Origin of the sequence: Paludibacterium flexuosum (genome assembly GCF_037076605.1) — a bacterium.
Classification (GTDB): Bacteria; Pseudomonadota; Gammaproteobacteria; order Burkholderiales; family Chromobacteriaceae; genus Paludibacterium.
In genome coordinates this window covers 323,557-347,132 of sequence record NZ_AP029060.1, presented here as the reverse complement: position 1 = coordinate 347,132, position 23,576 = coordinate 323,557, and the positions used below count along the sequence as shown (strand labels likewise).

Below are 23,576 nucleotides of genomic sequence, written 5' to 3'. Positions count from 1 at the left end.
AGCATCACGCCAGCCTCAGGGCACGCATCTGCCGGTCCTGCACACGGGCGAGCAGCAGCAGCGCCAGGCTGGCACCAATCAGGGCACAGAACATGTCCGACTGGGTATCCCACGGGTCGCCCTGCGTCCCCAGAAAAGCATCCGCTCCCTGCCCCATGGCCAGGGCCGAGGCCCACTCAAGCAATTCATAGCTGGCGCTGATGGCCAGTGCGATGCAAACAGTGACAAAGGACAGCATTTTCCGACCCGCCACATGCCGGCCCCGCAGCAGAATTTCACGGATCACCAGCGCCGGCACAAAACCCTGAAACAAATGCCCGATTTTGTCGTAGGGATTGCGCTGAATGCCCAGCAGATGGGCGAGATCGAAGCCGATCGGTACTCGCGCATAGGTGTACTTGCCGCCCAGCAGCAGAACGCAGCAGTGCACAAAGATCAGGCCGTAGACCAGCGGGGTGAAGGTGAAGCGGCGGTAGGTCAGACTCAGCAGCGGAATGACGATCAGCACCGGCAAGACTTCGAGCAGCCAGGTGGTCTGGTCATAAGGGTGATAGCCGGAAATGGCCAGCAAGGCGATGAGCAGCAACAGGCCGGCCCGGAAGCGAGTATCTGGGTGCATATTCTTATTGGGAGAAAACGGTAATAACAGTATGACAGGGCGCCGACCTAATGCTCAAATCAATCTGACTGGTTCCGGCAAGCGGCAATGGCCGCCTGCAAGCCACTGATCGGGCTGGTCAAAGCGGATCGGTTGTGCCGCACATAAGCCGCAGCGCCCGCCATGGAGGCCTGGGCGAAGGCCACAACCCCCGCCCCTTCGGCATACGCGCTGTCCGCCGCCTGCGCCATCGTCAAATCATAGCGCGCCATCTCACCTGCCATGAAATAGCCCCACGCATCGTCAACCAGTCGTACGTCAACGGTCGCACCGGTCTCCCGGGCCCGTTGCTCGAACAGCGCCCGGGTGGGCGCCAGGGTCGTTTCGACCGCGCACAGCGCCACTACGGAGGTGCTCATTGTCACGGCCTGCCGGGCCAGCGCCTCATCCACGCGCAAAACGGGCGTAGACGAGACGAAAGCGCTCACTACCGGACCGAGTGTCGAGCAGGTGAGCAATACGACCTCATTGACCGCACACAATGCGGCCAGCGCCTCGCTGGTTTGCAGGACGATCTCGTCATTCAGTCCGCCGGCGGCGACGGCCGCCGCCAGCAAATCGGGACGCACCTGATGGCTGAGCCGAACGTCCGCGCAGGCCAGGCTGGCCAGCGCCGCATCGAAGACAGGGATATTGCTATTCGCGGTATGCAGGCATCCGATTCGCATGGTCAGGATCGTCATGAATGAGAGAAAGTGTCGACGTCAGCCAACATCACCGCATCGCTGACCACTGCCATGCTATCACGCCGGCATCGCCCCGGACCGCCAACCGGCCAAGCGCCCTATTCCTCACGACGCCCCGGTTCGGCCGCATGGAGGAACACCGTATAGGTGTCGGCCGGGCGCGGCGCACCGGCCAAATCCAGCGCATGACCAATGGCCCCCCGGTGGTAGGTACCATGATTGATGAGGTGACAAAGCATCTCCTCCCGGCTCATCGCACCTTTTTGACCATCCACAAAGGTGAAGCGGATGCACTGCGCCAGCGCCCCGGCGTTCAGGGTAGGCACATAGTCCAGCAGCCAGTGATTCGATGCCTCCAGCGAGGCAGCCAGTGCCGCAAACGCCGGCAATTGTGCCGTGTTGGTTGAATCATGCGGCGCAGGCTCACCGATGAGTCGGGCGCGAAACAGCGCCTCGACCCGCACCATGTGATTAAGTTGTTGTCGGGCAAAATCGAAGGCAGCGCCATGCTGGCTGCGGTCGATATGCGCCACGGCCGCCAGTGTTCGGGTGTCGGCCCAGGATTTGTACTGCAACAGGGAAAGAAGCGGCATGGACATGACCAGCTCCGGGCGAATGACGACATGCCGAGTGTACACCGCCAGCATGGCCTGCGGCGCCACACGCCCCTGTCAGGGCATGTGGCACACTCGGCGGACGCCGTGGTCAGCGCAATCAGCGCTGGGCATACAGCGTGGTCTTGCCGTCCGCGCCGAAGGCCATCACCTGATAAGGCACCGGCTTGCCGGGCAAGTCCATCCCCGGCGCGGAAGGCGGCATCCCAGGGCTGGCCAGCCCGGCCAGATGAGGCTTGTCTTTCAACAGCTTGCGGATCAGGTCAGCCGGCACATGCCCTTCGATCACATAGCCGCCGATCGTGGCGGTATGGCAGGAACGCAGGGCGACAGGCACATGCTGCTGGTCCTTGAAAGGCGTGACATCGGCCATTTCTACCGTCTTGACGGCAAAGCCATGGGCCTTCATATCGGCCGCCCAGCGTTCGCAGCAGACGCAGCCCTTGTTCTTCACCAGCGTGAGGGTCTGACTGGTCGCCGCCCAGACGGTCTCATGCAGGGTCAGCGTCAACAACAGGGCCAGCGCCAGCGACAGGCGCGGCTTGTTCAATCTATTCATGTTTTTCTCCAGCGAGATTGGCGCCATCGACGGTTCGCGTGGCGCCGCAACGATGCTTACGCCATGCCCGGCATGGCGCACACGGGGGGGGCAAAGCCGAATCAGGCCTGGGGTGGCCGCAGAAGCAGTCGCTGGATGTGGGAGGTGAAACGGGCATCATGCCGGCTGTTCTGCGGCGCCTTGAGTGCCCAGGGGGCCGGCAGGACAACAGGTTGGGCAGCCAGTGGGCTCTGGCAGCAGGACGCATGCCCATGCGTGTGGCCAGTCGTCGTGGACGGCTCGTCGTGATGTGCACAATCCGCCTGGCTGAGCACGGCCCGGGCGCGGTCGGCGCCCGGCGCGGACCGCCAGGGCGTATCGCCGCCCCAGCTCTGCAAAGGCAGCAGGGCCATGGCGATCAGCAGCAGGCACAACCGGAAAATTCGCATGCGTGCCAGCATAGCGCCGAATGCCGCCGAGGGCAACAATACCCCCATCAGGTATCTATCAGACCGGCAGCAAGGGGAATGCTCAGGGCGGGGTACCCTCTGCTTCACCCTCCCGTGCCACGCCGGCCAGCCAGCGACGCAGCAGCGTCGTCTCGCTTTCGCTCAGGCCAGCGGCCAGCGCAGCCTCCAGTTGTTGTACACGCGCTCGGCAGGAAGCCAGCAGCGCCATGCCCTGCTCGGTGAGGTCGATATGCTGGATGCGGCCATGTTGTGCATGAGGTCGCCGCAGCACGGCGCCCATGCTCTCCAGATTGCCGACGATGACTGTCACGGTGGGCGGGGTCAGCATGGCCAGCCTGGCGATGTCGGCATTGGACTGACCAGGATAGGCGGCCAGCATGGTCAGCACCGAGAATTGCGGCGGCGTGACCCCCAGGTCGCTCAGGGCACGCTCCATCTTCAGCCGGTGCATGGCGGCAGCCTGGCGCAACAGATACCCCAGGTGTCCGTCTTCTCCCCGTTTGCCCTCTCCGGGGGCCGGCGGCCTGGCCGCCGATTGCTGCTTGCGCATAATGTTAGAACTCTAATATCATGTTTGAACTCTAACATTATACAGGAAGCCTGTCATGCCATCCAGCAGCCGCACGTTGCCATTCCCGCTCTTGCCTGCCGCCCTGTGGGTACCGGTCAGCTGGCTGACCATCTTTCTAGTCGGCACCGATCTGTTTATCGTCTCGGCCTTTTTGCCGCTGATCGGCCGCGAACTGCACCAATCACCGGCGGCGGTCGCCGTCCTGGTCAGCGCTTTCAGCCTGACCTATGCCCTGGCCTGCCCGCTGCTCGGCCGGCTCGCCGAGCGCTGGGGTTTGCGCAACGTCCTGTTCGCCGGCGTCGGCGCACTGGCATTGGCCAATGCATATACCGCGCTGGCACCGAATTTGTGGCAACTCACCCTGAGCCGTGTCCTGGCCGGTCTGGCCGCAGCCGGCATTTCACCCATGCTATATGCCATGGCGGCGGAGCGCGCCGCCCCGGCACAACGGGCCGCACGGTTGGCTCAGATCAATTCCGGGCTGGTGATTGCCCTGTGCCTGGGTGCCCCGTTCGGGCTCTGGCTGGGGCAACTGACACATTGGCGCATGCTGTTTGCCGCCCTCGGCGTGGCGCTGCTGGCCATGGTGCCGGTCAATGCCGTCGTCTGGTCCGGCAGCCTGCCGCACCAGGCTCCGGTTCGCCAGGACAGCAGTGAGGAGCGACTGTGGCAGGCCTGGCCGCTGCTGCTGTGCATGTGCGCCTGGGCGGTCAGTGTCTATGCCTGCTATACCCTGCTGGCCACGGCACTGGTGCAGACGTTCGCGGCACCTGCCGCTCAGGTGGCACTGACCCTGGCCTGCTTTGGCGCCGGGGCGACTGGCGGGGTGCTGGCAGGAGGCCGGCTGGCGGACCGTCTCGGCGCGGCGCGCCAGGTACGGCTGTCGCTGGCACTGATGACCGCCTGCTTCGGCCTGTGCCTGCTGGCCTATCGGCAGCATGGGCTGTGGCTGTTGGCCGCCGCCCTGTTCACCGAGGCCTTTGTCGCCTATGGGTTTTTCCCGGCCTTGCAGGCTTGTGCGGCGCAGGCCTTTCATACCCGACGCCCCACGGTACTGGGCCTGCTCAGCAGCGCGCTGTATGTCGGCATTACCCTGGGCGCCGCGCTGGGCGGCAGACTGTATTCGGCATGGGGCATGACTGCGGTGCTGCTACTGAGTGCAGCAGTGGCTGCCGCAGCCTGCCTGCTGACCCGCCATCGGCTATTCAGCGCTGATACGCACCAACCAGCGGCATAGCTGCTGATGTGCCTCGCTGGCCGGGTCGAGAAAGCGCATATGATCCATACCCTCGATCACGGTCAGTTGTGCCGCATCCCCGGCTTGCAGCGCCAGGCGGACATAATCCTGCGACCAGACCAGCGGCACCGCCTCATCCTCGCTGCCATGCAGAATGAGTTGCGGCACGCCAAGCGGCAGGCAATCCACGGGCGAGGCCTGCCGATAGCGCTCGGCCTGGCTGGTGGGCGTGCCGCCCAGCAAGGTGCGCAGCACCTCGGGCTCACGCACGAACTCATGGCAGCGACGCAAATCGGTGACCGGGGCCAGCCCGGCCACCGCCAGAGGACGAACCGGCCCGTCATGCCTGGCGGCCGCCCATAGCGCCAGATGACCACCGGCCGAATGGCCGACCAGCAGCACGCGATGCAAATCGAGCACCACCCCCTGCCCGACCAAGTCGGCCAGGGCATCCAGACCGGCGCGCACATCCTCGAAGGTGCCGGGCCAGCCACCACCGTCCTCACCAAGCCTGCGATAGCCCATATTCCAGACAGCAAAACCGCGCCGACACAGGTCCAGGGCCAGGGGGTGCAACTGCTCGCGTCCCCAGGGCAAGCGCCAGAATCCGCCATGCAGCAGTACCACCACCGGCGGACTGGTTCGCGACGGCAGCCACAGTTCGCCCGCCTGGCAGGCCATGGCGCCGTAGTGATGGGTTAGGCTTGGGTAGTCAGCTTGCATGAGGACCTCCTGTTTCTGGTGAGCGATCCTTTGCATGATATTGAATATTTTTATGCTACTGTTGTGGCATTATTTCGCCACATTGGCGACAAAATGGAGTCGTTAAAATGGCCAATCCGGATCGACTCAGTGGCATCGCCACCTTTGTCGAGGCAGCAGAAGCCGGCAATTTCAGCATGGCGGCTGAACGCATGCATCTGTCGCGCTCGGCGGTCGCCAAAAGCGTCGCCCGGCTGGAGCAGCGTCTGGGCACCCGGCTGTTTCATCGTTCAACACGTAGTCAGCACCTGACTGCGGAAGGCACGTTGTTCTATCAGCGCTGCTTGCGGGTGCTGGCGGAACTGGAGCAGGCCGAAGCGGCGCTGGCGCAGGGCCAGCTGGCGCTGAAGGGTCGACTGCGGCTGAGCATGCCGGGACTCTTGGGACGCACGCTGATCGCCCCGCTGTTGTTTGCGCTGGCCGAGCAGCACCCGGGCCTGCAGTGGGAACTGTCGTTGACCGACCGGCGGGTTGACCTGATCGAAGAAGGATTTGATCTGGCGATCCGCAGCGGGGACCTGCCGGACAACCACGACTATCAGACGCGCCCTCTGGGGCAACAGCACATGGTGCTGTGCGCCAGCCCCGCCTATCTGGCGCAACGCGGCAGACCGGATACCCCGGCCGCGCTGACACAGTTCGACTGCCTGATTTATGGCCGAGCTCAGCAGACCGCCAGCTGGCGCTTTGAGGCGGGCGCTACCCCCGCACAGCGCGTCGACGTCCCGGCGCGGCTGTGCTTGGATGATCTGGGTGCGCTGCTGGATGCGACTCTGGCCGGGCTGGGCATCGCCAGGCTGCCGCTGTGGCTGGTACGTGCAGACCTGGACAGTGGCCGCCTGCTGCCAGTGCTGGGCGACAGCCTCTCGGTCGGCTACCCCTTGCAGTTGCTGTGGCCGGCGGCACGGCAGATCACACAGCGCCTGCGCCTGGTCATCGATACACTGGCAGAGCAGTTGCCGACCAGACTGGCGGGGTTGGGCTGACCCACCGCGGCAGGGACAGGTGCCAGAACACCGCACAGGTCAGCGCGATAGAAGGACCACCGCCTTGACCCCAAAGCGCCATCACCCTACCCAATCAGCATGGTAAAGTCGCTGTCTCACCAACCCATGGCCAGGCCCGCACAGACAGATCGCCGCAAGACAGCGGCGCGGGCATGAGAAAGGATGTCGCAGCTTGCAGCAACTGACACGCGGGGTCGCCTGTGGCATGGCGGCCGGGGCATTGTGGGGGACGGTATTCATGGCGCCCCTCTGGGCGTCGGACTTCACGCCGCTGCAGCTGTCAGCCGGGCGTTATCTGGCTTATGGCGTGGTTGCGGCGGGTCTGCTGCTGCCGCGCTGGCGCAGTGTGGTGCCGGGGCTGGGCTGGCGCGAATGGCTGGTACTGGCCTGGCTCAGCCTGCTGGGCAACATTCTGTATTACCTGCTGCTGGCTTCGGCGGTACAGCGAGGCGGTGTGGCGATGACCTCGCTGATGATCGGTTTCATGCCGGTGGCCATTGCACTGATCGGCTATTACAGGCAGCGCAAGCCACCGCTGTTCCGTCTGCTGCCATCGCTGCTGCTAGGCCTGGCCGGCGTGTTGTGCATTGTCTGGCCCAGCCTGCACAGTGCCCGGCAGGCCGCGGGAAACCACCCGTTGACCGGGCTGCTGTGTGCGGTGGGCGCGCTGGTTTCCTGGACCTGGTTTGCCGTCAGCAACAGTCACAGCCTGTCACGGCTGCAGCACATCAGCGCCGGTGACTGGAGTTTGTTACTGGGGGTAGTGACCGGCATCGAGTCTCTGCTGCTGATCGTGCCCTCGCTGCAGGACAGCACGGCGCACGGCGCCTCCGACTGGCTGCGCTTTGCCGCGGTCAGCGCCGGTATCGCCCTCTTTGCCTCGGTCATTGGCAACGCCTTCTGGAACCGCATGAGTCGTCTGCTGCCGCTGACCATGACCGGGCAAATGATTTTGTTCGAAACCCTGTTTGCCCTGCTGTATTCGTTTCTCTGGGCATGGCGCGGCCCGACGCTCTGGGAAACGTTGGCGGCCTTCCTGTTGATGATCAGCGTGCTACTCAGTGTGTCTTCACACCGGCATTGAGTCAGCGGGAACCTGCGGATTACAGCTCTTCGTCCATCAGCGCGATGGCACCTTCGCCATGCAGTTGCGCCAGCAATTGCTGCAATTGATGTTGCGTGTGCAGATACGCACAGAGTTCTTCCTGATAAGTCATGATGTGGCCTCGCAATGGGTAGTCGATGCCTCAGGGCGGCTGCGACATCGTCGACCACAGCATAGTCTTGAAATCAAACTATTTATTGCGCTGCATCATATGGTGCGCCATCTGATAAGTTCAGGTCGCATCACCGTATGGCTCGTGTGGCAACACCGCCGCAACCTGCCGGTTTGCCAACGTCACCCATCATCTTGACATGCCGATCAATGATCGTGGCACACAACGACCTTCCAGCATGACGGACCAGTGCGCACCAGGGCGGGCAACTGGCCAACACGCTGACCATCGACCCCCGTCACGCGGCTGCCAGATGCGTCGTGACGGGATAGATCTGGCGCAGGGAGCCGTGCAAACGGCCTCGGGTGTGACTTACTCTTCGCGCGTCAGGTAGCAATAACAGAGAGCAGCCACGGCAATCAGCGCCAGGACCCCTACTGTCGAGAAACTCATTTTGTCTCTTTCAGGGAGCAGACTCCCGGAAATGGAATGCCGAAGAAAGGGCCCGACGCATGCGTCAGCCGGGACCACCAGCCACCGGCAATCAGCATACTCGCATGTCATTTAAAGAGAAAGGCAAGCAGCGTTTTTTTGCCCCACCCCCGCTTGTGCGCGTACACTGAATGGGTATCCCAACGCTGAACCTCTGCGCCTCCGCGCACCTTGTCCATGACTACACCGACCCGCTGGCAGCGGCTGCGCGCCCTGCTGAGCAATGAATTGCGCCACCTCACCACCATCCATGCCAGCGACCGCCCCTGGCAGCTGCCCTTCGCGGCGGCACTGGCCAGCGGCCTGCCCTTGCTGGTCGGTGCCTGGTTCGGCCATTTGGCTTATGGACTGATTGCCTCGCTCGGCGGCATGATTTTTCTGTACTTGCCGGATACGGCACTGCCGCACCGCATGCTGACGGTGATGAGCTGCGCCTTTGCCATCACGGCCAGCTATGCACTGGGCGTCATCAGCCATCACTTTGCGCCGGGCATGGTCGTGATCCTGGCGCTGATCACCACCCTGGTCACCATGGTGAGCCGCTTCTATGCGCTGGGCCAGCCCGGCAGTTTGTTTTTCATCATGGCCGCGGCGATTGGCGCCTACTCTCCCAGCACCACCGCCGACCTGCCGCTGAAAGTCGGCCTGATGTTCCTCGGCAGCCTGCAGGCTTGTGTCATTGCCTTCTGCTACAGCCTGTACAGCCTGCGGCATCGCCCGCCCAAACCCGCGCCGAACCTGGCAGAAAAGCGCTTTGAGTATGTGGTGGTGGATTCGGTGTTCATCGGCGGCTTCGTCGGTCTGGCCACCGCGCTGGCGCAACTGCTGCACATGGAAAATGCCTACTGGGTGCCGATCAGTTGCCTGGCGGTGATTCCCGGCGTGTCATTGCGGGCGGTCTGGAACAAGCAGCTGCACCGCCTGCTCGGCACCTCGCTCGGGCTGATGCTGGCATTCGCCATTCTGATGTTGCCGCTCACCCCCTGGACGGTCTGTCTGGTGATGATCAGCCTGAACTTCATCATCGAAACGCTGATCGTGCGCCATTACGGCTTTGCCACCATGTTCATCACGCCGATCACCATCCTGCTGGCCGATGCGGCCCGTCTGGGCCTGACGCCGCCGGAGGTCTTGATCCGGGCCCGCTTCGCCGACACCGTGCTGGGCTGCCTGGTCGGCCTGGCCGGGGGCTACTGCCTGCATCATCCGCGTTGGCGCGCCACGGTCAGCCGCCATCTGCGCCGCTGGGTCCGGACCCTGCCCGGGGTGCCGCACAAGGCGCTGCCGCACGATCCTGCACCCTGACTCCGGGCACCTGTCCTTTCGCACAGGCACCTGACCCCCATATTGCCGCGCAACATTTCATATGGATATTAATCTTAATAAGCCAATTCCATTCGAATGGCGCAAGCCTTCGTCCTGGCTTGCCTGATGGCTTATTCAAGAGGATTTGATCCATGAGCACGCAAGCAGAGTCCACAGCGCCTTTCCGTGTCGGCCAATGGCTACCTTCCGATCAGGCCTTGCTGACGCAATGGTTAAGCGACCTGCATGAAGAGGCACGGGAACTGAAAAAGCCCCTGCATCCGGTACTGCAGTCGTTTCAGGCGCTGATCGAAAATGATGCTGAAATCTACATGCTGTTCCATCAGATGTTCGAGCAGGTGCCGCATCGTCCTCCGTACAATCGCAACCCGGCCGGCGGCCCGCAGGTTCGCGATTACCAGCAGATGCTGCAGATGATCAATGTCATCCTGACTCGTGCGCCGGCATTCAACACCACGGGCCTGGTCGGGTTTCCGATCAATGCCATTCTGGACTGGTCGATGGGCACCACCGCCGGGTTTGCCGCGTTTCTCAACGACCGGGTCAATCAGCAGCTCAAACTGGTGTTGAACGAATGGGCGCGCTTTCTTTGCTCGAAGGACTCCTGCGCCGTTCTGGGGAACCAGAGCAACAGTGACTGGTTCGGGCCGGCGGCACGCAAGGCCATGCCGAATTTCGACCAGGAGTTTCAGTGCGAACCGACCCAGCCCTATCATGGCTTCCGCTCCTGGGATGATTTCTTCACTCGTGAATTCCGCCCCGGAGTACGCCCGGTCGCCGCACCAGACAAGGATGACGTCATCGTCAACGCCTGCGAATCGGCTCCCTACCGGCTGGCGCACAACGTCCAGGCGCATGATCGCTTCTGGATCAAGGCTCAGCCCTACTCGGTCGCCCATATGCTGGATAACGATCCACTGACCGAGCATTTCATCGGCGGCACCATTTACCAGGCCTTCCTCAGCGCGCTGAGCTACCACCGCTGGCACAGCCCGGTCAGCGGGACCGTGATCAAGGCCTACGTCAAGGATGGTACGTATTACTCGGAAGCCCTGTCGGAAGGCTATGACCCGGCCGGGCCGAACGACTCTCAGGGCTACATCACCGAGGTGGCGACCCGGGCGATGATTTTCATTCAGGCGGACAATCCGGCCATCGGACTGATTTGCGTCATGCCGGTCGGCATGGCCGAGGTCTCGACCTGCCAGATCACGGTGTATGAAGGTCAGAAGGTGAAAAAGGGCGAGCAGCTCGGCATGTTCCACTTCGGTGGTTCGACCCACTGCGTGTTCTACGGGCCGCAGGCCAAGCTGGCCTTTGATCTGCACGGCCAGCAACCGGGACTCAACGCCAGCAACATTCCGGTCAATGCCCGCATCGCGACCGTGATGCGCTGACGATGACAGGCCGGTCACCGACCGGCCTGTCCCGCCCTACTGCAAACCGCTGGCGACATACCACTCCTGCTCTGCCTGTGGCGTATCCAGCGCCACCAGCAGGGCCTCGCCCAGTTCGCGAGGCGCAACATCCAGCCCCAGCGCCTGATAGGCCGCATCCACCCCGCGCATCAGGGCCTCGGCGCCAAAGCGGATAGCCATGTCCTGCGGCAAGGTCTCGTCGCCCCGGGCACAGGCCGCCACTTCCAGTGAGTGCGCCCGCCGGCAAGTCGCGGGACGTTGCTCATACACCAGACAGCGCTGCTGCTGCAGCAAGGCACAGTCATGGCGAGCAAACGGATCCCTCGCGCGCACCACAACCTGGGTCTGCAGGCGCTCACGCAAGGCGTCTCGCTCGTTCTGCGGCCACTGGCGAATGGTGCGCAGCATCAGCCACAGTTGCGGCGGCGTGATCTCGACACGCGCCTGGCAGCAGTAACTACAGCCCTCGCGACAGGCCAGCACCGGCCCATCCCCGGCCGCCTGCTGCACCACGCGGTCCACGCCGCGCTGCACGTTGACGACAAACTGCACCGCCGCCTCGCGGCCTGGATGCTCGCTCAGATGATGCAGGGCTTTCTGACATACGCCAGCCACCGATTGTTCGAACGCAGCCTGTTGTTCTTCATCCAGCATGCAGACACTCCTGTTTTCAACACATGCGCCTTTTTGCATGGCCGCGGCGAAAAAGTCAAAAGTTGTCTTGCGCCTGCCTTTCCCCTGGCGTCAACATGGCCCGCGGGCGCGTCTGGAAACCCGCGCCATGCCAGTCACCTGTCTCACCACATCCGCTCATGAACCAGGCTTGCCCCTGCTGATGACAAGGGCTAAATTGACAGGAGACCTGTTTCATTCCACCGACATAGACCCTTGCAGGTACGCCATCATGAGCAATGCGGACTTCAACCCGGCCGACCCTTTCGCCATGTTCCGCCAGATGTGGCAGAACGCCACGCCGGCAGCGGCACAACCTTTCATGCCGCCGATGACGGAAGAAGATATTGAGCGACGCATCAATGAGCTGAAGGTGGTGGAAACCTGGCTGACCATGAACCTGGGCATGCTGTCGATGCAGATCAAGGGGCTGGAAATGCAGAAAGTGGCGCTCGCCGCCCTCAAGCCGCAGCCTGCCAAGAAAAAAGAGGGCTGAACGCTGCTCACAGCCAGCCAGGCCTGACTGAGAAAGGCCGCGACTTGAGCGCCGCGCTTGAGTAGAATAGCGCCTTTGCTTCCCACACCTGATCCGGTATGCCCCAGACTGCTGCCTCACTCCTGCGCCAATTGGTGCGCGGGGACTTTTCTCGCCGCGATGGCCTGGACGAATTCAAGCACCGCTTCAAGCTGGGCTTTCGCAGCCTGCTGACCCTGCCGGCCATGCTGCGCTGGCTGGACCTGTTTGTTGCCGACGAGGCCCTGCTGGCCCATCTGCGGCTCAACCCCCGGCTGGCGATGAAGCTGCATCGGCCCTATCTGATGCAAAAGCTGAACACCGGTGCCAAGCTGCAAGTCCTGCTGGCCAATTACCAGCTGGAGAAATCGCTTTTCCCGCCCGCCATACTGGATACCGTCTTGCGCAACCAGCACCAGTTGCTGGCCGAGCTGACGGGCAAGGATGAGCGCCAGTACACCCTGCTGCTCACTCATGCCCACGGTTTCGACAAAGAGGGCGAACTGGCGATTCTGCTGATGGATCCTGCCGGCTTTGCCCTGGTCACGCTGTCTTTCACGCTTTGCCAGCGCCACGGCGCACCGGCTCTGGTCATCGGCGGCCTGCAGGGGCCGCGCCGTTATGAGGGCAGTGCCGACACCATCCGTGCCGTGACCAAGGCCTTCCACGGCCTGTTTCCCAAGCGCGTCGCCATGGAGGCCCTGACGGTGCTGGCGCAGCGCCTGGGTATCAAGCAGGTACTGGCCGTGGGCAAGGCACAGCACATTTACAACTCCTGGCGTTACCGCAAAAATTTCGAGGCAGATTACGACAGTTTCTGGCAGTCGCTCGAGGCCAAACCCGAGGATGGCGACTATTTCCGTCTGCCACTGCCGCTGCCCCGCAAGACCATGGAAGACATTGCCAGCAAGAAGCGCGCCGAATACCAGCGCCGCTACACCCTGCTGGATGACCTGGCGAGCCAGATCGCCACGAACATCAAGTAAAAGAGCGCATGAACGCAACCCGATTCATTCATCTGCGACTCCATTCGGAGTTCTCCATCACCGACGGCATCGTGCGCCTGGACGATGCGGTGAAACGTGCTCAGCAGGACAATATGCCGGCCATCGGCATGTCGGACCTGATGAACATCTTCGGTATGGTGAAGTTTTACAAAGCTTGCCGCGGCAAGGGTCTGAAGCCGATCGTCTCCTGCGATATCTGGCTGGAAAACCCCGACGATGCCGAAAAACCCTACCGCATGATGCTGACGGCCAAGAACCGTGCCGGTTATGGCCGCCTGTGCGAGCTGCTGACCGAAGCCTTCACGCACAACCAGCATCGGGGCCGCGCCGAAATCAGTCGCGCGCAACTCGAAGGGGGCGACAACAGCGGGCTGATCTGCCTGTCCGGCGCCCACTTGGGCGATGTCGGCATGGCACTGTCGATCGGTCAGCGTGACGAGGCCCTGCGCCGTGCGCGCCACTGGGCCGAGGTCTTCCCCGGCAGTTTCTATCTGGAACTGCAGCGGCTGGACAACCCGCAGATCGAGTCGGTCCTGCAGCAGACCTTGTGGCTGGCCGGCGAAACCGGCCTGCCGGTGGTCGCCACCCACCCGATCCAGTTCATGGATCCGGACGATTTCAAGGCGCACGAGGCCCGGGTATGCATTGCCGAGGGTTACACCCTGTCGGACAAGCGCCGGCCGAAACACTTCAGTGAGTGTCAGTATTTCCTGTCGACCGAGCAGATGCTGGAGCGCTTCCACGACATCCCCGAAGCGCTGGAAAACACGGTCGAGATTGCCAAGCGCTGCAACCTGACGGTACAGCTGGGCAAGAACTACCTGCCGGATTTCCCGACGCCGGACGGCATGACACTGGATGACTACCTGCTGGCACGCACGCGCGAGGGGCTGGAGCAACGGCTGGCCGGGCTGTATCCGGATGAAATCGAACGTGAACGCCAGCGTCCGCGCTATGAGGACCGGCTGAAGTTCGAAATCGACACCATCGTACAGATGGGTTTCCCGGGCTACTTCCTGATCGTGGCGGACTTCATCAACTGGGCCAAGCACAATGGTTGCCCGGTCGGACCGGGCCGGGGCTCCGGTGCCGGTTCGCTGGTCGCCTACGCGCTGGGCATTACCGACCTCGACCCGCTGGAGTATGCGCTGCTGTTCGAGCGCTTCCTCAACCCGGAACGGGTGTCGATGCCTGACTTCGACGTCGACTTCTGCCAGGACAACCGCTACCGCGTGATCGAGTATGTGCGCCAGGCCTACGGCGCCGAAGCCGTCAGCCAGATCGCCACCTTCGGCACCATGGCCGCCAAGGCCGTGGTGCGTGACGTTGGCCGGGTACTCGACCTGCCCTACACCTTCTGTGACCAGGTCTCCAAGCTGATTCCGGCCGCGCCGGGCAAGCAGTACAGCCTGGATGACGCAGTCGAAATGGAGCCGGTGCTCAAAGAGCGGCTGGAAAACGAAGAAGAACTGCGCCAGCTGTGGGAGCTGGCCAAGAAGCTGGAAGGCCTGACGCGCAACATTGGCATGCACGCCGGTGGCGTCCTGATCGCCCCGGGCAAGCTGACCGACTTCTGCCCACTGTTCCAGGCCAGCGGCGAAGAAGCCGTGCCGGTATCCATGCTGGACAAGGACGACGTCGAGCAGATCGGCCTGGTGAAGTTCGACTTTCTGGGCCTGCGCAACCTGACCATCATTGATTTGGCGGTGCGTTACATCAAGGACCTTGACCCCTCCTTCACCACCGATCTGAATCACCTGGAGTTCACCGACCCGGACGCTTACCGCGTGCTGCAGAAGGCCAATACCACCGCGGTGTTCCAGCTGGAATCGGACGGCATGAAGCGGCTGCTGGAAAAGCTCAAACCTGACCGTTTCGAAGACATCATCGCCGTGCTGGCACTCTACCGTCCGGGCCCGCTTGGCTCGGGCATGGTGGACGACTTCATCCTGCGCAAGGCCGGCAAGCAGGAAGTCGACTATTTCCACCCCGACCTGACGGCCTGCCTGGAACCGACCTATGGCGTGATCGTGTACCAGGAACAGGTGATGCAGATCTCGCAGATCATCGGCGGCTATACGCTCGGTGGTGCCGACATGCTGCGCCGGGCGATGGGCAAGAAAAAAGCCGAGGAGATGGACAAGCACCGCGGCATCTTCACCGAGGGCGCGCAGAAAAAGGGCTACCCGGAGGAGCTGGCGCGCCATCTGTTCGACCTGATGGCCAAGTTTGCCGAGTACGGTTTCAACAAGTCGCATACGGCAGCCTACGCCGTGGTGGCCTATCAGACCGCCTGGCTCAAGGCCCATCACACGGCTGCCTTCATGGCAGCCACCATGTCGTCGGAACTGGACAACACCGATCAGCTGAAAGTGTTTTACGACGACTCGATCGCCAACCAGCTCAAGTTCCTGCCGCCGGACGTCAATGAGTCGTTCTATCGCTTCGTGCCGGTGGATCGCAAGCACATCCGCTATGCGCTGGGCGCCATCAAGGGCAGTGGCGAGTCGGCGGTCGAGCACATCATCCAGGTACGCCAGGAGAGCGGTCCGTTCAAGGATCTGTTCGACTTCTGCCGCCGCACCGACAAGAAGCTGGTCAACAAGCGGGTGATCGAGGCGCTGATTCGTGGCGGCGCCTTTGACGCCATCGACAGCAACCGCGCCCGCCTGCTGGCCAACGTCGGTTTGTGCATGGAATCGGCCGAGCAGGAAGCTGCCAATGCCAACCAGGGCGGCCTGTTCGACATGTTCGGTGATGATGTCGCTCCGCCGCTGGAAATGCGCGATGTCCGCCCCTGGGATCAGATCACCCAGCTGGCGGAAGAAAAAACCGCCATCGGCTTCTACCTCTCCGGCCATCCTTTCGCCGCCTACGAGCGTGAGGTGCGAGGCTTCATCAAGACACCGCTGGCCCGCATCAGCCCGCGCAAGGAGCCGCAGCTGCTGGCGGGCTTTGTCACCGGCATCCGCACCAAGGTCGGCAACCGCGGCAAGATGGCCTTCATCCAGCTCGATGACATGAGTACCAAGCTGGAAGTCAGCGTATTCTCGGAAACCTTTGACGCCAACCGCACCCGCCTGCGGGAAGACCAGGTGCTGGTGATCGAGGGCAAGGTCAGCAACGATGATTTTTCCGGCGGTCTGCGCATCACCGCCGACAAGATCTACGAACTGGGCGAGGCGCGCAGTCTGTATGCCCGCAGCCTGCAGGTACAGATGTCACAGACCAATGCCGACACCGCCCGCTTCGCCGGTCTGCTGACCCCCTACCGCAGCGAAGAGGCCGGTTGCCCGGTACGGGTGGTGTACGACAATGGTCAGGCCCGCGGCGAGCTGATGCTGCCCAAGCACTGGGGGGTTCGGCTGGATGACGGCCTGATCGGCAGCCTGAAGGACTGGCTGGGCGACAAGGCGGTGAAGATCATCTGGTAAGCCCGGCAGGCCATGGGGCCAATGGCACAAAAAACGGCAAGGGCACGCCCTTGCCGTTTTGTTCAAATGAAAACCTCCACGCTTCGACCTCTGCTGCCAACCCCGGCACGCCCCCCCGTTGTGACGCGTTTCCCCGCTCGGGGGCCGCCTGGCGATGCAAGGGGCGGTGGCGGGACACCGCCCCTGCCCCGGTGCAGCGGGGTCGCTGCGTCAAAACATCGTCCGCGCTAGCGGACAAGAAAAATCACCCTGATCACCCCGGCGCACTCGGATAAACCACCGCCTGCGCCCGGCCGCGTTCCTTGGCCATATACAGCGCCTGATCGGCCGCCTCCAGCCAGGTCACCTCGTCGAAGACCTCGCGGGCCGTCCCGACGCCCACCAGTCCGACGCTGGCCGACAATTGCACCTTGCTTTCCCCGACAATCACCGGCCCGCTGATCACCTGGACCAGCTTGTTGCCGACATCCTGCAGCACCGAAGGACTGGAACCCGGCAACACCACCAGAAACTCCTCACCGCCCCAGCGGCCGACGATATCGCCACCGCGCAGCGTGCGCTGGATACGGTGCGCCGCCTCTTTCAGCACCTCATCGCCAACCAGATGGCCGAACTCGTCGTTGATGGCCTTGAAATGATCCAGATCGACCAGAGCCAGAGAGAAACCGCGATGCTCGTGAATACAACGCGCATAGGCATGATTGGCCATGTCGATGATGCCGCGGCGATTGAACACCGAGGTCAGCTCATCGGTGATGGCCTCGCGCCCGACGGCACTGGCAAACACCAGCGCGCGCTCATGGGAGAAACTCAGATAACGCAGGGCAATGGTGGCTTCCAGCAGATAGCCCAGATCTTCCAGCCCCTGCAACTCGGCTTCGCTGATGCTGCGCGGCCGGGTATCGGCAATGCATAGAGCGCCGATGACATGGCCTTCGGCATTGTGAATCGGCTGCGCCGCATAAAAGCGAATACCCGGTGCCCCGGTCACCGCCGGAACATGGGCAAAACGCTCATCCTGACTCGCATCCTCACAGACGATACGCTGCTTGGCCTTGACCACGTGCTGACAAAGGGATTGCTCGCAGGGCACCGCCACCGGAGCCAGGCCCAGCGGCGACATCATGTACTGATTCTGCCCGTCCAGCACGGAGACAAAGGTGATCGGCACCTGGAACAGTTTCTGCGCCAGCCGCGTGACACGCAGATACTCATGCTCAGCCGGCGCTCCCAGCGTCAGCATGCGCCGCAACGATTCCAGTCGTGTCTGCGCCTCGGACACCGCGCGCAATTTGGTATGCAGCATGCGTCACCTCAATTGAGTAGCTTCTGATTTCAGCTTATACCATCGGGAATATCCACCAAACCATGACGACGCAGCAAGGGTTGCAGCAAGGTCATGGCACGCTGCATGTCCACCTGTTGGAATTGTGCGATCACCGGCTCCCACGCCGCCAGCGGCGCGTCAGGCACCTCGGGCAGCCAGTGCAACAGGACGTCCCAGTCATGACAGTCGCCCAATGCCACCTGCAGCGACTTGAGCTCGCGCACCTGCCGCGCGTGGACATCGGGCAACTGATCGGCCAGCGCCAGCACCCAGAAACGATAATGCTTGATTGCCAGGCGCAGGCGGTGCCAGTCGCGCGCACGTTGTCGCCTGAGAGCCTGCTGCATGCGCCGCCCGAGCTGTGCGGCCAGGTCGTCGGCGTGACGGCTGGCGCGTCGCCGCAGTTTTTTGGCCGACAGGCGTTGTTCCAGCCGCTCGACGGCCTCAAGCATCTGTCCCAGCGCGGGCTCCAGCCCCAGCACCGCCATCTCGCGGGCGAACTGGGCATATTGCTGGCGCAGCGCCTGCGCCAGCGCGGTCGATGGCCGGCGGCGATTGCGCGGCCAGCGCGCCTCCAGCAGCCGGATCAGACCAATCCCCACCTGGCGGTCACGCAGACGTGAGGTGGCGCGGTAACACAGGTCCAGCGTAACCGACAGCGTCTGGCAGGCAGGATCCTTGCGTACCAGGGGCAGCAGAATACGGAAAATACGCAGGGTCAGGCGTAGCTGATAGAGGGCATCGGCGGCCAGGGCGGGTTGCCTGAGTTGCCGGCACGCCAGCAGGGCCGCCTGATGCAGGGACTGGCAATGCACCAGCAGTACACCGGATGGGGACTTGGCTTTCATGACATCTTCATTGAGACGATGACCCTGTCAGCTTGCCCTGCCCGGCAGGCGAAGACAAGCGCTATTCGTCCCGAATGCGCGATGGCCGCCCCGGACAGACCTTCAGGCAGACTGCAGACGCGTCGAACCGCGGGCCAGCAGCTTGCCGTGCAGGACCAGCTGACGGGGTGACAGTGCCGGGTTTTGCAGCCGCGACAGCAGCATGTCCATGGCCATGGTGCCGATATCGGCCACCGGCTGTTCGATGACGGTCAGGCCATCGTCCACCAGGCCGGTCCAGAGATCGTTATCGAAGCCGGCCAGGCCGATTTGCTGGGGCATTTTCAAGCCGGTGGCGTGCACGGCCTGCATGGCGCCCAGCAAGAGCAGGCCATTGCTGGCAATCAGGGCATCGGGGCGCTCTGGCGCTTGCAACAGCTGCTGCACGGCCCGTGCGGCAGGGTCGCTGCCTGGTGCGATGAAGCGGGCGTCCGGTTTGAGTCCGTGCGCCTCCAGCGCCGCGCAGTACCCGGCAGCACGCTCCTTGCCGGTGGCACTGATATTGCCGAACAGCCCGCTGATGCGGCGGTAACCTTGTGCCAGCAGGTGCTCGGTCAGATGGCTGGCCGCCAGGCGGTTGTCGAGTACCACGGTATCGGTGGTGCCCGGGGGAGCGGCACGGTCAATCATCACCACGGGAAATTCGAAGCGCTCGGGACGAAAGCGCCGCGCCGTCACACTGGTCGGAGAAAAAATCACGCCGCATACCCGTTCCTCCTGCATCAGGCGCAGATACATGGCTTCTTTGTCGGGGTTTTCGTCAGCATTGCACAGGATGACCCGCATGCCGGCCTGATACGCCACATCTTCGACCGCCCGGCTGACCGCGGTGAAAAAAGGATTGCGGATATCCGCCACGATCAGGCCGATGGTCTGACTATGCTGCGAACGCAGGCGCCGGGCCGACAGATTGGGACGGTAGCCGAGTTGCTGCACGGCCGCCTCCACCTGCTGACGCAGCGCCGCACTCACCGGCCCGTTGCTCAGCACGCGCGAAACGGTCGCGACCGACACCCCGGCCAGTGCAGCGACATCCTTGATCTTTGCCCCCATGAACCTACCCCGCTTGTAAAAAATGATCTTGCAGGCACCATTGTGCCCTGCCTCGGCCAATTACTTAAGGACCAGACCGGCAAACGGCCGGCGTCCCGGGCTGCCGGCCAGCATGCCCCCCGTCTCCCGCCACAAAAAGTCATGAATCAACCAGAGGGTATCCACGGCAAATTGACTTTTATGATGTAATCGTTTTCAATCATAGCAGATCTTCTCAAACGGTAGCCTCGCCATGAACGAAACCATACTGCAAAGTAAAAATATTCTTTTATCTTCTGATGCTTCCAGCAAAGACGAGGCTATAGAGCAGATTGCGGCGCTGATGGCAGCCTGTGACATCGCACCGATCGAATATGGCACAAGCTTGCTTAAACGTGAAAACGTTTCCAACACTTTTCTCGGCCATGGCGTGGCGATTCCGCACGGCATGCCCGAGGACCGCTCGCTGATCAGACAAACTGGCATTGTGGTCTTGCAAAGCCCGGCGGGACTGACCTGGAACCCGGGAGAAACCGTTCATCTGGTGGTAGGGATTGCCGCGCGCTCCGACGAGCACCTCGCCATCCTGCGCCGGCTGACACGCATGATGCAGGATGAAGCCCTGATGCAGCAGTTGTTTCATACCGGTGATGCCGAGCAGATCCTGCAGGCGCTGAATGCCTCGCCGGGCGTCAGCCAGCCCGCCCCGGAGCCGGCCCATGACCTGCCCTGGCGCCAGACCTGGCAACTGGACTACCCGAACGGGCTGCATGCGCGCCCGGCCAGCGTCTGGGTCAATACCGCCAAGCAGTATGCCGCAAGACTGCAGATCCGCCACGGCCACGAAGTGGCCGACGCCCGGCATCTGGTCGGCCTGCTTCAGCTCGGTCTGCAGCAGGGAGATATCCTGACGCTGTCGGCTGACGGCAGCGATGCCGAACAGGCGCTGGATGGCTTGTTTGCCTGCATGCAGTCACTGAGTCAGAGCGAGAAAGCCTCCGCCGAGCTGGCCAAAGCCAAGGCGCGGGCGGCGGCCTCGCCACTCTTCACGCCCGAGGCGGGACTGGACAGCCTGCAAGGCATCGGCGCCAGCCCCGGGCTGGCCATCGGCATCACCCGGCGCTGGCAAACCCGCCAGCATCAGGTCGAGGACGTGCCGGGCTCGCTGGCCGAAGGGGGACAACGCCTGGAGGATGCCCTGCAGCAGGCACGCCAGGCACTGCAGACACTGGCAGACGACACACAGGCCCGACTCGGCGCCGAGGCCGCACAGATCTTCCACGCCCAAAACACCTTGCTCAGTGACGGCGAGCTGATCGGGCACTGCTGCCGCCTGATGGCTGCCGGTCATGGGGTCGCCTGGTCCTGGCAACAAGCCGTGGAGGAAAGCGCCAGCCGCCTGCAGGACAACCCCAACCCCCTGCTGGCGGCGCGGGCCGCCGACCTGCGCGATGCCGGACGGTCAGTCCTGGATCTGCTGCTGCCCGGCCAGACAAGCGGACACCGGCTGAATCCTGCGGAGAAGGTCATTTTGCTGGCCGAGGACCTGGCGCCCTCGGACACGGCGCGCCTGGACCCCGCCAATATTCTCGGTCTGTGTACCGCCCGGGGCGGCCCGACCTCGCACACCGCGATTCTGGCCCGCACGCTTGGCCTGCCGGCCCTGGTCGGCGCCGGCGATGACTTGCTGCAGATCGCCGATGGCACCCAGGTGATTCTCGATGGTCAGCAGGGAGCGCTCTACCTCAACCCGGGCAAACAGGCACTGCAGCAGGCGCAGGAGAGCATGGCGCGCCAGCGCCAGGCCTTGCAGTCGGCACAGCAGAGCGCCGGTTTACCGGCCCAGACGCTGGATGGCCATCGCCTCGGTATCCAGGCCAATATCAACCGGGACGATCAGGCCGCCGGCGCCCTGCAGTCCGGCGCCGAAGGCGTTGGCCTGATGCGCACCGAACTGCTGTTCGTCGAGCGCGACCATGCGCCGGAAGAAGAGGAGCAATACCAGGCTTACCGCGCCATGCTCAGCGCACTGGATGGCAAACCGCTGGTGGTCCGCACGCTGGACATCGGTGGCGACAAGCAGGCCCCCTGGCTGACCCTGCCGGCCGAGGACAATCCTTTCCTCGGCGTACGTGGCGCCCGGCTGCTGCTGCAGCGCCCCGACCTGCTGGATACCCAGATGCGGGCGCTGTATCGGGCCGCGATTCATGGGCCGCTGTCCGTGATGTTCCCGATGATCACCAGCGTCGCCGAGCTGCAGCAGCTGCGACAGCGCTGCGAAGCGATCCGCCAGTCGCTGCAGGCTCCAACCATCCCGCTGGGCATCATGATCGAAGTGCCGGCAGCGGCAGTACTGGCCGACAAGCTGGCACTGCATGCCGACTTCTTCTCCATCGGCACCAATGACCTGACGCAGTATGTGCTGGCCATGGACCGCCAGCATCCGCAGCTGGCCGCCCAGGCGGACGCCCTGCATCCGGCCGTGCTGCGCCTGATTCGTCAGACGGTGGAAGGCGCCCACAGCAATGGCATTGATGTCAGCGTCTGCGGCGGCCTGGCCGGTGACCCGGATGGTGCGACCATCCTGGCCGGCCTCGGGGTCGACAAACTGTCGATGAGCCCGAGCGACATCCCGGCAGTGAAGGCACGACTGCGCGCCAGTCGCAAGGATGGGCTGCAGGCACTGGCCGAGCGCGCCCTGGCCTGCGACAACGCCGCTGACGTACGCCGCCTGTGTGGAGAAAGCGCATGAGCAACCCGATCATTACCGTGACGCTGAATCCCGCTATCGACCAGACGGTACGCCTGACGCAACTCCACCCCGGGGCAGTCAACGCAGCGCTGGACAGCCAGAGTCACCCGGGCGGCAAGGGCGTCAATGTGGCCGGCTGCCTCGCCGACTGGGATATTCCGGTGATCGCCACCGGCATTCTGGGACGCGACAGTGCGGACACCTTCGCCGAGATGTTCCACCAGAAAGGCATCGGCAACCGCTTTGTCCTGCAGCCGGGTCATACCCGCGTCAACATCAAACTCAGCAGCGAGCAGAACACCACCGACATCAACCTGCCCGGGGTAGCGGTCGATCCGGCGGTGTTTGCGCGCTGGCGCGACACCCTGGACGAGCTGGCCGAACCCGGACGCTACATCGTTCTGTCCGGCAGCCTGCCGACCGGCATCCCGGATGACTGCTACGCCAGACTGTGCAGCCGCCTGGCCGATGATCAGAGCCGCATCATCCTCGACACCAGCGGCGAACCGTTGCGCCGGGCACTGGCCGGCACCACCCTGCCCGACTGCATCAAACCCAATCGCGAGGAACTGGCGCAATGGGCAGGCCACCCCCTGCCGGAAATCCGTGACATCCTGGACACGGCGCTGTCTATTCACCGTTCGGGCGTTCGCCAGGTCATCGTCTCGCTCGGCGAACAGGGCGCGCTGTTTGTCGGCGAGCCCGGCCAGTGGCTGGCCCGCTCGGCACCGCAGAAACCACTGAGCACAGTGGGCGCCGGGGATGCACTGCTGGCCGGCTGGGTTGCCGCCCAGCATGCCGGACTGGCATGGGAAGACAGCATGCGCCAGGCCATGGCCTTCGCCGCCGGCAAGCTGGCTTTTCTCGGCCCGAACCTGCCCGACCGTTCCACCATTGACAAGCTGGCCGCAGAAGTCCAGCTGACCCGACTGCCTGCCTGAGCGGCCTGCAGCCA

At 63.3% G+C, this 23,576-nt stretch carries 21 protein-coding genes; 10 read left to right on the top strand and 11 right to left on the bottom strand.

All coding sequences use genetic code 11. From position 1 onward, the window contains the following. Positions 1 to 4: 4 nt before the first annotated feature. The 6 genes from AACH39_RS01575 to AACH39_RS01550 all read right to left on the bottom strand — a co-directional run bounded on the left by AACH39_RS01575 (position 5) and on the right by AACH39_RS01550 (position 3,516). On the bottom strand, positions 5 to 619 hold the full coding sequence (locus AACH39_RS01575) for a DUF2238 domain-containing protein (RefSeq protein WP_215776434.1): 615 nt from the start codon (positions 617 to 619) through the stop codon (positions 5 to 7). Positions 620 to 678: 59 nt separating this feature from the next. After that, the gene (locus AACH39_RS01570) at positions 679 to 1,341 is read right to left on the bottom strand and encodes a hypothetical protein (protein ID WP_215776436.1); all 663 of its coding nucleotides are present in this window, start codon (positions 1,339 to 1,341) and stop codon (positions 679 to 681) included. A gap of 101 nt (positions 1,342 to 1,442) precedes the next feature. After that, positions 1,443 to 1,943, bottom strand: coding sequence for a DinB family protein (locus AACH39_RS01565; protein WP_215776439.1), 501 nt, complete (start codon positions 1,941 to 1,943; stop codon positions 1,443 to 1,445). Positions 1,944 to 2,058: 115 nt separating this feature from the next. Then, positions 2,059 to 2,517, bottom strand: a complete 459-nt coding sequence (locus AACH39_RS01560; RefSeq protein ID WP_338620752.1) for a DUF411 domain-containing protein — start codon at positions 2,515 to 2,517, stop codon at positions 2,059 to 2,061. Positions 2,518 to 2,618: 101 nt separating this feature from the next. Next, positions 2,619 to 2,993 (bottom strand): hypothetical protein, encoded by a 375-nt coding sequence (locus tag AACH39_RS01555; RefSeq protein ID WP_338620751.1) that lies wholly within the window; start codon positions 2,991 to 2,993, stop codon positions 2,619 to 2,621. A gap of 34 nt (positions 2,994 to 3,027) precedes the next feature. Continuing rightward, positions 3,028 to 3,516, bottom strand: a complete 489-nt coding sequence (locus tag AACH39_RS01550; protein ID WP_215776444.1) for a MarR family transcriptional regulator — start codon at positions 3,514 to 3,516, stop codon at positions 3,028 to 3,030. A 55-nt stretch (positions 3,517 to 3,571) separates the two neighbouring features. Between AACH39_RS01550 and AACH39_RS01545 the strand changes: the two genes are divergently transcribed. Then, a complete protein-coding gene (locus AACH39_RS01545; RefSeq protein ID WP_338620750.1) occupies positions 3,572 to 4,774 on the top strand; it encodes an MFS transporter in 1,203 nt (400 codons plus the stop codon). Here the strand turns inward: AACH39_RS01545 and AACH39_RS01540 are convergent. Next, positions 4,739 to 5,497, bottom strand: a complete 759-nt coding sequence (locus tag AACH39_RS01540) for an alpha/beta hydrolase (protein WP_215776449.1) — start codon at positions 5,495 to 5,497, stop codon at positions 4,739 to 4,741. The two genes, AACH39_RS01545 and AACH39_RS01540, sit on opposite strands and share 36 nt — an antisense overlap. A gap of 107 nt (positions 5,498 to 5,604) precedes the next feature. Between AACH39_RS01540 and AACH39_RS01535 the strand changes: the two genes are divergently transcribed. From AACH39_RS01535 to AACH39_RS01520, 4 genes are all read left to right on the top strand, one after another. Then, positions 5,605 to 6,522: a LysR family transcriptional regulator gene (locus AACH39_RS01535; protein ID WP_338620749.1), complete on the top strand. Its 918-nt coding sequence runs from the start codon at positions 5,605 to 5,607 to the stop codon at positions 6,520 to 6,522. A gap of 193 nt (positions 6,523 to 6,715) precedes the next feature. Next, entirely contained in the window at positions 6,716 to 7,627 is a 912-nt protein-coding gene (locus AACH39_RS01530) for a DMT family transporter (RefSeq protein WP_252346047.1), read from the top strand. An 802-nt stretch (positions 7,628 to 8,429) separates the two neighbouring features. Then, positions 8,430 to 9,557, top strand: coding sequence for an FUSC family protein (locus AACH39_RS01525; RefSeq protein WP_338620748.1), 1,128 nt, complete (start codon positions 8,430 to 8,432; stop codon positions 9,555 to 9,557). Between the two features lie 152 nt (positions 9,558 to 9,709). Then, positions 9,710 to 10,975 (top strand): phosphatidylserine decarboxylase family protein, encoded by a 1,266-nt coding sequence (locus AACH39_RS01520; protein ID WP_338620746.1) that lies wholly within the window; start codon positions 9,710 to 9,712, stop codon positions 10,973 to 10,975. A gap of 36 nt (positions 10,976 to 11,011) precedes the next feature. On the opposite strand, the gene AACH39_RS01515 is transcribed toward AACH39_RS01520, so the two are convergent. Continuing rightward, a complete protein-coding gene (locus tag AACH39_RS01515; protein WP_338620745.1) occupies positions 11,012 to 11,650 on the bottom strand; it encodes a YkgJ family cysteine cluster protein in 639 nt (212 codons plus the stop codon). Positions 11,651 to 11,900: 250 nt separating this feature from the next. On the opposite strand from AACH39_RS01515, the gene AACH39_RS01510 reads away from it, so the two are divergent. The 3 genes from AACH39_RS01510 (at position 11,901) to dnaE (ending at position 16,623) form a co-directional block, all read left to right on the top strand. Next, on the top strand, positions 11,901 to 12,164 hold the full coding sequence (locus AACH39_RS01510; RefSeq protein ID WP_215776461.1) for a PhaM family polyhydroxyalkanoate granule multifunctional regulatory protein: 264 nt from the start codon (positions 11,901 to 11,903) through the stop codon (positions 12,162 to 12,164). Between the two features lie 98 nt (positions 12,165 to 12,262). Continuing rightward, the gene (locus tag AACH39_RS01505; protein WP_215776463.1) at positions 12,263 to 13,168 is read left to right on the top strand and encodes a VirK/YbjX family protein; all 906 of its coding nucleotides are present in this window, start codon (positions 12,263 to 12,265) and stop codon (positions 13,166 to 13,168) included. Between the two features lie 8 nt (positions 13,169 to 13,176). Continuing rightward, entirely contained in the window at positions 13,177 to 16,623 is a 3,447-nt protein-coding gene (dnaE, locus tag AACH39_RS01500) for a DNA polymerase III subunit alpha (protein WP_338620744.1), read from the top strand. 253 nt (positions 16,624 to 16,876) lie between these two features. On the opposite strand, the gene AACH39_RS01495 is transcribed toward dnaE, so the two are convergent. From AACH39_RS01495 to AACH39_RS01485, 3 genes are all read right to left on the bottom strand, one after another. Further along, on the bottom strand, positions 16,877 to 17,929 hold the full coding sequence (locus AACH39_RS01495; protein WP_215776468.1) for a sensor domain-containing diguanylate cyclase: 1,053 nt from the start codon (positions 17,927 to 17,929) through the stop codon (positions 16,877 to 16,879). Between the two features lie 29 nt (positions 17,930 to 17,958). Beyond that, entirely contained in the window at positions 17,959 to 18,798 is an 840-nt protein-coding gene (locus tag AACH39_RS01490; protein ID WP_338620743.1) for a CHAD domain-containing protein, read from the bottom strand. 102 nt (positions 18,799 to 18,900) lie between these two features. After that, positions 18,901 to 19,890: a LacI family DNA-binding transcriptional regulator gene (locus tag AACH39_RS01485; RefSeq protein WP_338620742.1), complete on the bottom strand. Its 990-nt coding sequence runs from the start codon at positions 19,888 to 19,890 to the stop codon at positions 18,901 to 18,903. 232 nt (positions 19,891 to 20,122) lie between these two features. Between AACH39_RS01485 and ptsP the strand changes: the two genes are divergently transcribed. Both ptsP and pfkB read left to right on the top strand, forming a co-directional pair. After that, the gene (gene ptsP, locus AACH39_RS01480) at positions 20,123 to 22,621 is read left to right on the top strand and encodes a phosphoenolpyruvate--protein phosphotransferase (protein ID WP_338620741.1); all 2,499 of its coding nucleotides are present in this window, start codon (positions 20,123 to 20,125) and stop codon (positions 22,619 to 22,621) included. Next, positions 22,618 to 23,562, top strand: a complete 945-nt coding sequence (pfkB, locus tag AACH39_RS01475) for a 1-phosphofructokinase (protein WP_215776477.1) — start codon at positions 22,618 to 22,620, stop codon at positions 23,560 to 23,562. Before ptsP ends, pfkB begins: the two co-directional genes overlap by 4 nt. The last annotated feature ends 14 nt before the right edge of the window (positions 23,563 to 23,576 follow it).

Excerpts from the sequence above, each read along its gene's own strand:
- AACH39_RS01515 (WP_338620745.1), bottom strand. The coding sequence starts at position 11,650 with ATGCTGGATGAAGAACAACAGGCTGCGTTCGAACAATCGGTGGCTGGC.
- AACH39_RS01540 (WP_215776449.1), bottom strand. The coding sequence starts at position 5,497 with ATGCAAGCTGACTACCCAAGCCTAACCCATCACTACGGCGCCATGGCC.
- dnaE (WP_338620744.1), top strand. The coding sequence starts at position 13,177 with ATGAACGCAACCCGATTCATTCATCTGCGACTCCATTCGGAGTTCTCC.
- AACH39_RS01485 (WP_338620742.1), bottom strand. The coding sequence starts at position 19,890 with ATGGGGGCAAAGATCAAGGATGTCGCTGCACTGGCCGGGGTGTCGGTC.
- AACH39_RS01510 (WP_215776461.1), top strand. The coding sequence starts at position 11,901 with ATGAGCAATGCGGACTTCAACCCGGCCGACCCTTTCGCCATGTTCCGC.
- ptsP (WP_338620741.1), top strand. The coding sequence starts at position 20,123 with ATGAACGAAACCATACTGCAAAGTAAAAATATTCTTTTATCTTCTGAT.
- AACH39_RS01550 (WP_215776444.1), bottom strand. The coding sequence starts at position 3,516 with ATGCGCAAGCAGCAATCGGCGGCCAGGCCGCCGGCCCCCGGAGAGGGC.
- AACH39_RS01535 (WP_338620749.1), top strand. The coding sequence starts at position 5,605 with ATGGCCAATCCGGATCGACTCAGTGGCATCGCCACCTTTGTCGAGGCA.
- AACH39_RS01520 (WP_338620746.1), top strand. The coding sequence starts at position 9,710 with ATGAGCACGCAAGCAGAGTCCACAGCGCCTTTCCGTGTCGGCCAATGG.
- pfkB (WP_215776477.1), top strand. The coding sequence starts at position 22,618 with ATGAGCAACCCGATCATTACCGTGACGCTGAATCCCGCTATCGACCAG.
- AACH39_RS01555 (WP_338620751.1), bottom strand. The coding sequence starts at position 2,993 with ATGGGGGTATTGTTGCCCTCGGCGGCATTCGGCGCTATGCTGGCACGC.
- AACH39_RS01575 (WP_215776434.1), bottom strand. The coding sequence starts at position 619 with ATGCACCCAGATACTCGCTTCCGGGCCGGCCTGTTGCTGCTCATCGCC.
- AACH39_RS01545 (WP_338620750.1), top strand. The coding sequence starts at position 3,572 with ATGCCATCCAGCAGCCGCACGTTGCCATTCCCGCTCTTGCCTGCCGCC.
- AACH39_RS01570 (WP_215776436.1), bottom strand. The coding sequence starts at position 1,341 with ATGACGATCCTGACCATGCGAATCGGATGCCTGCATACCGCGAATAGC.
- AACH39_RS01560 (WP_338620752.1), bottom strand. The coding sequence starts at position 2,517 with ATGAATAGATTGAACAAGCCGCGCCTGTCGCTGGCGCTGGCCCTGTTG.
- AACH39_RS01505 (WP_215776463.1), top strand. The coding sequence starts at position 12,263 with ATGCCCCAGACTGCTGCCTCACTCCTGCGCCAATTGGTGCGCGGGGAC.
- AACH39_RS01490 (WP_338620743.1), bottom strand. The coding sequence starts at position 18,798 with ATGAAAGCCAAGTCCCCATCCGGTGTACTGCTGGTGCATTGCCAGTCC.
- AACH39_RS01565 (WP_215776439.1), bottom strand. The coding sequence starts at position 1,943 with ATGTCCATGCCGCTTCTTTCCCTGTTGCAGTACAAATCCTGGGCCGAC.
- AACH39_RS01495 (WP_215776468.1), bottom strand. The coding sequence starts at position 17,929 with ATGCTGCATACCAAATTGCGCGCGGTGTCCGAGGCGCAGACACGACTG.
- AACH39_RS01525 (WP_338620748.1), top strand. The coding sequence starts at position 8,430 with ATGACTACACCGACCCGCTGGCAGCGGCTGCGCGCCCTGCTGAGCAAT.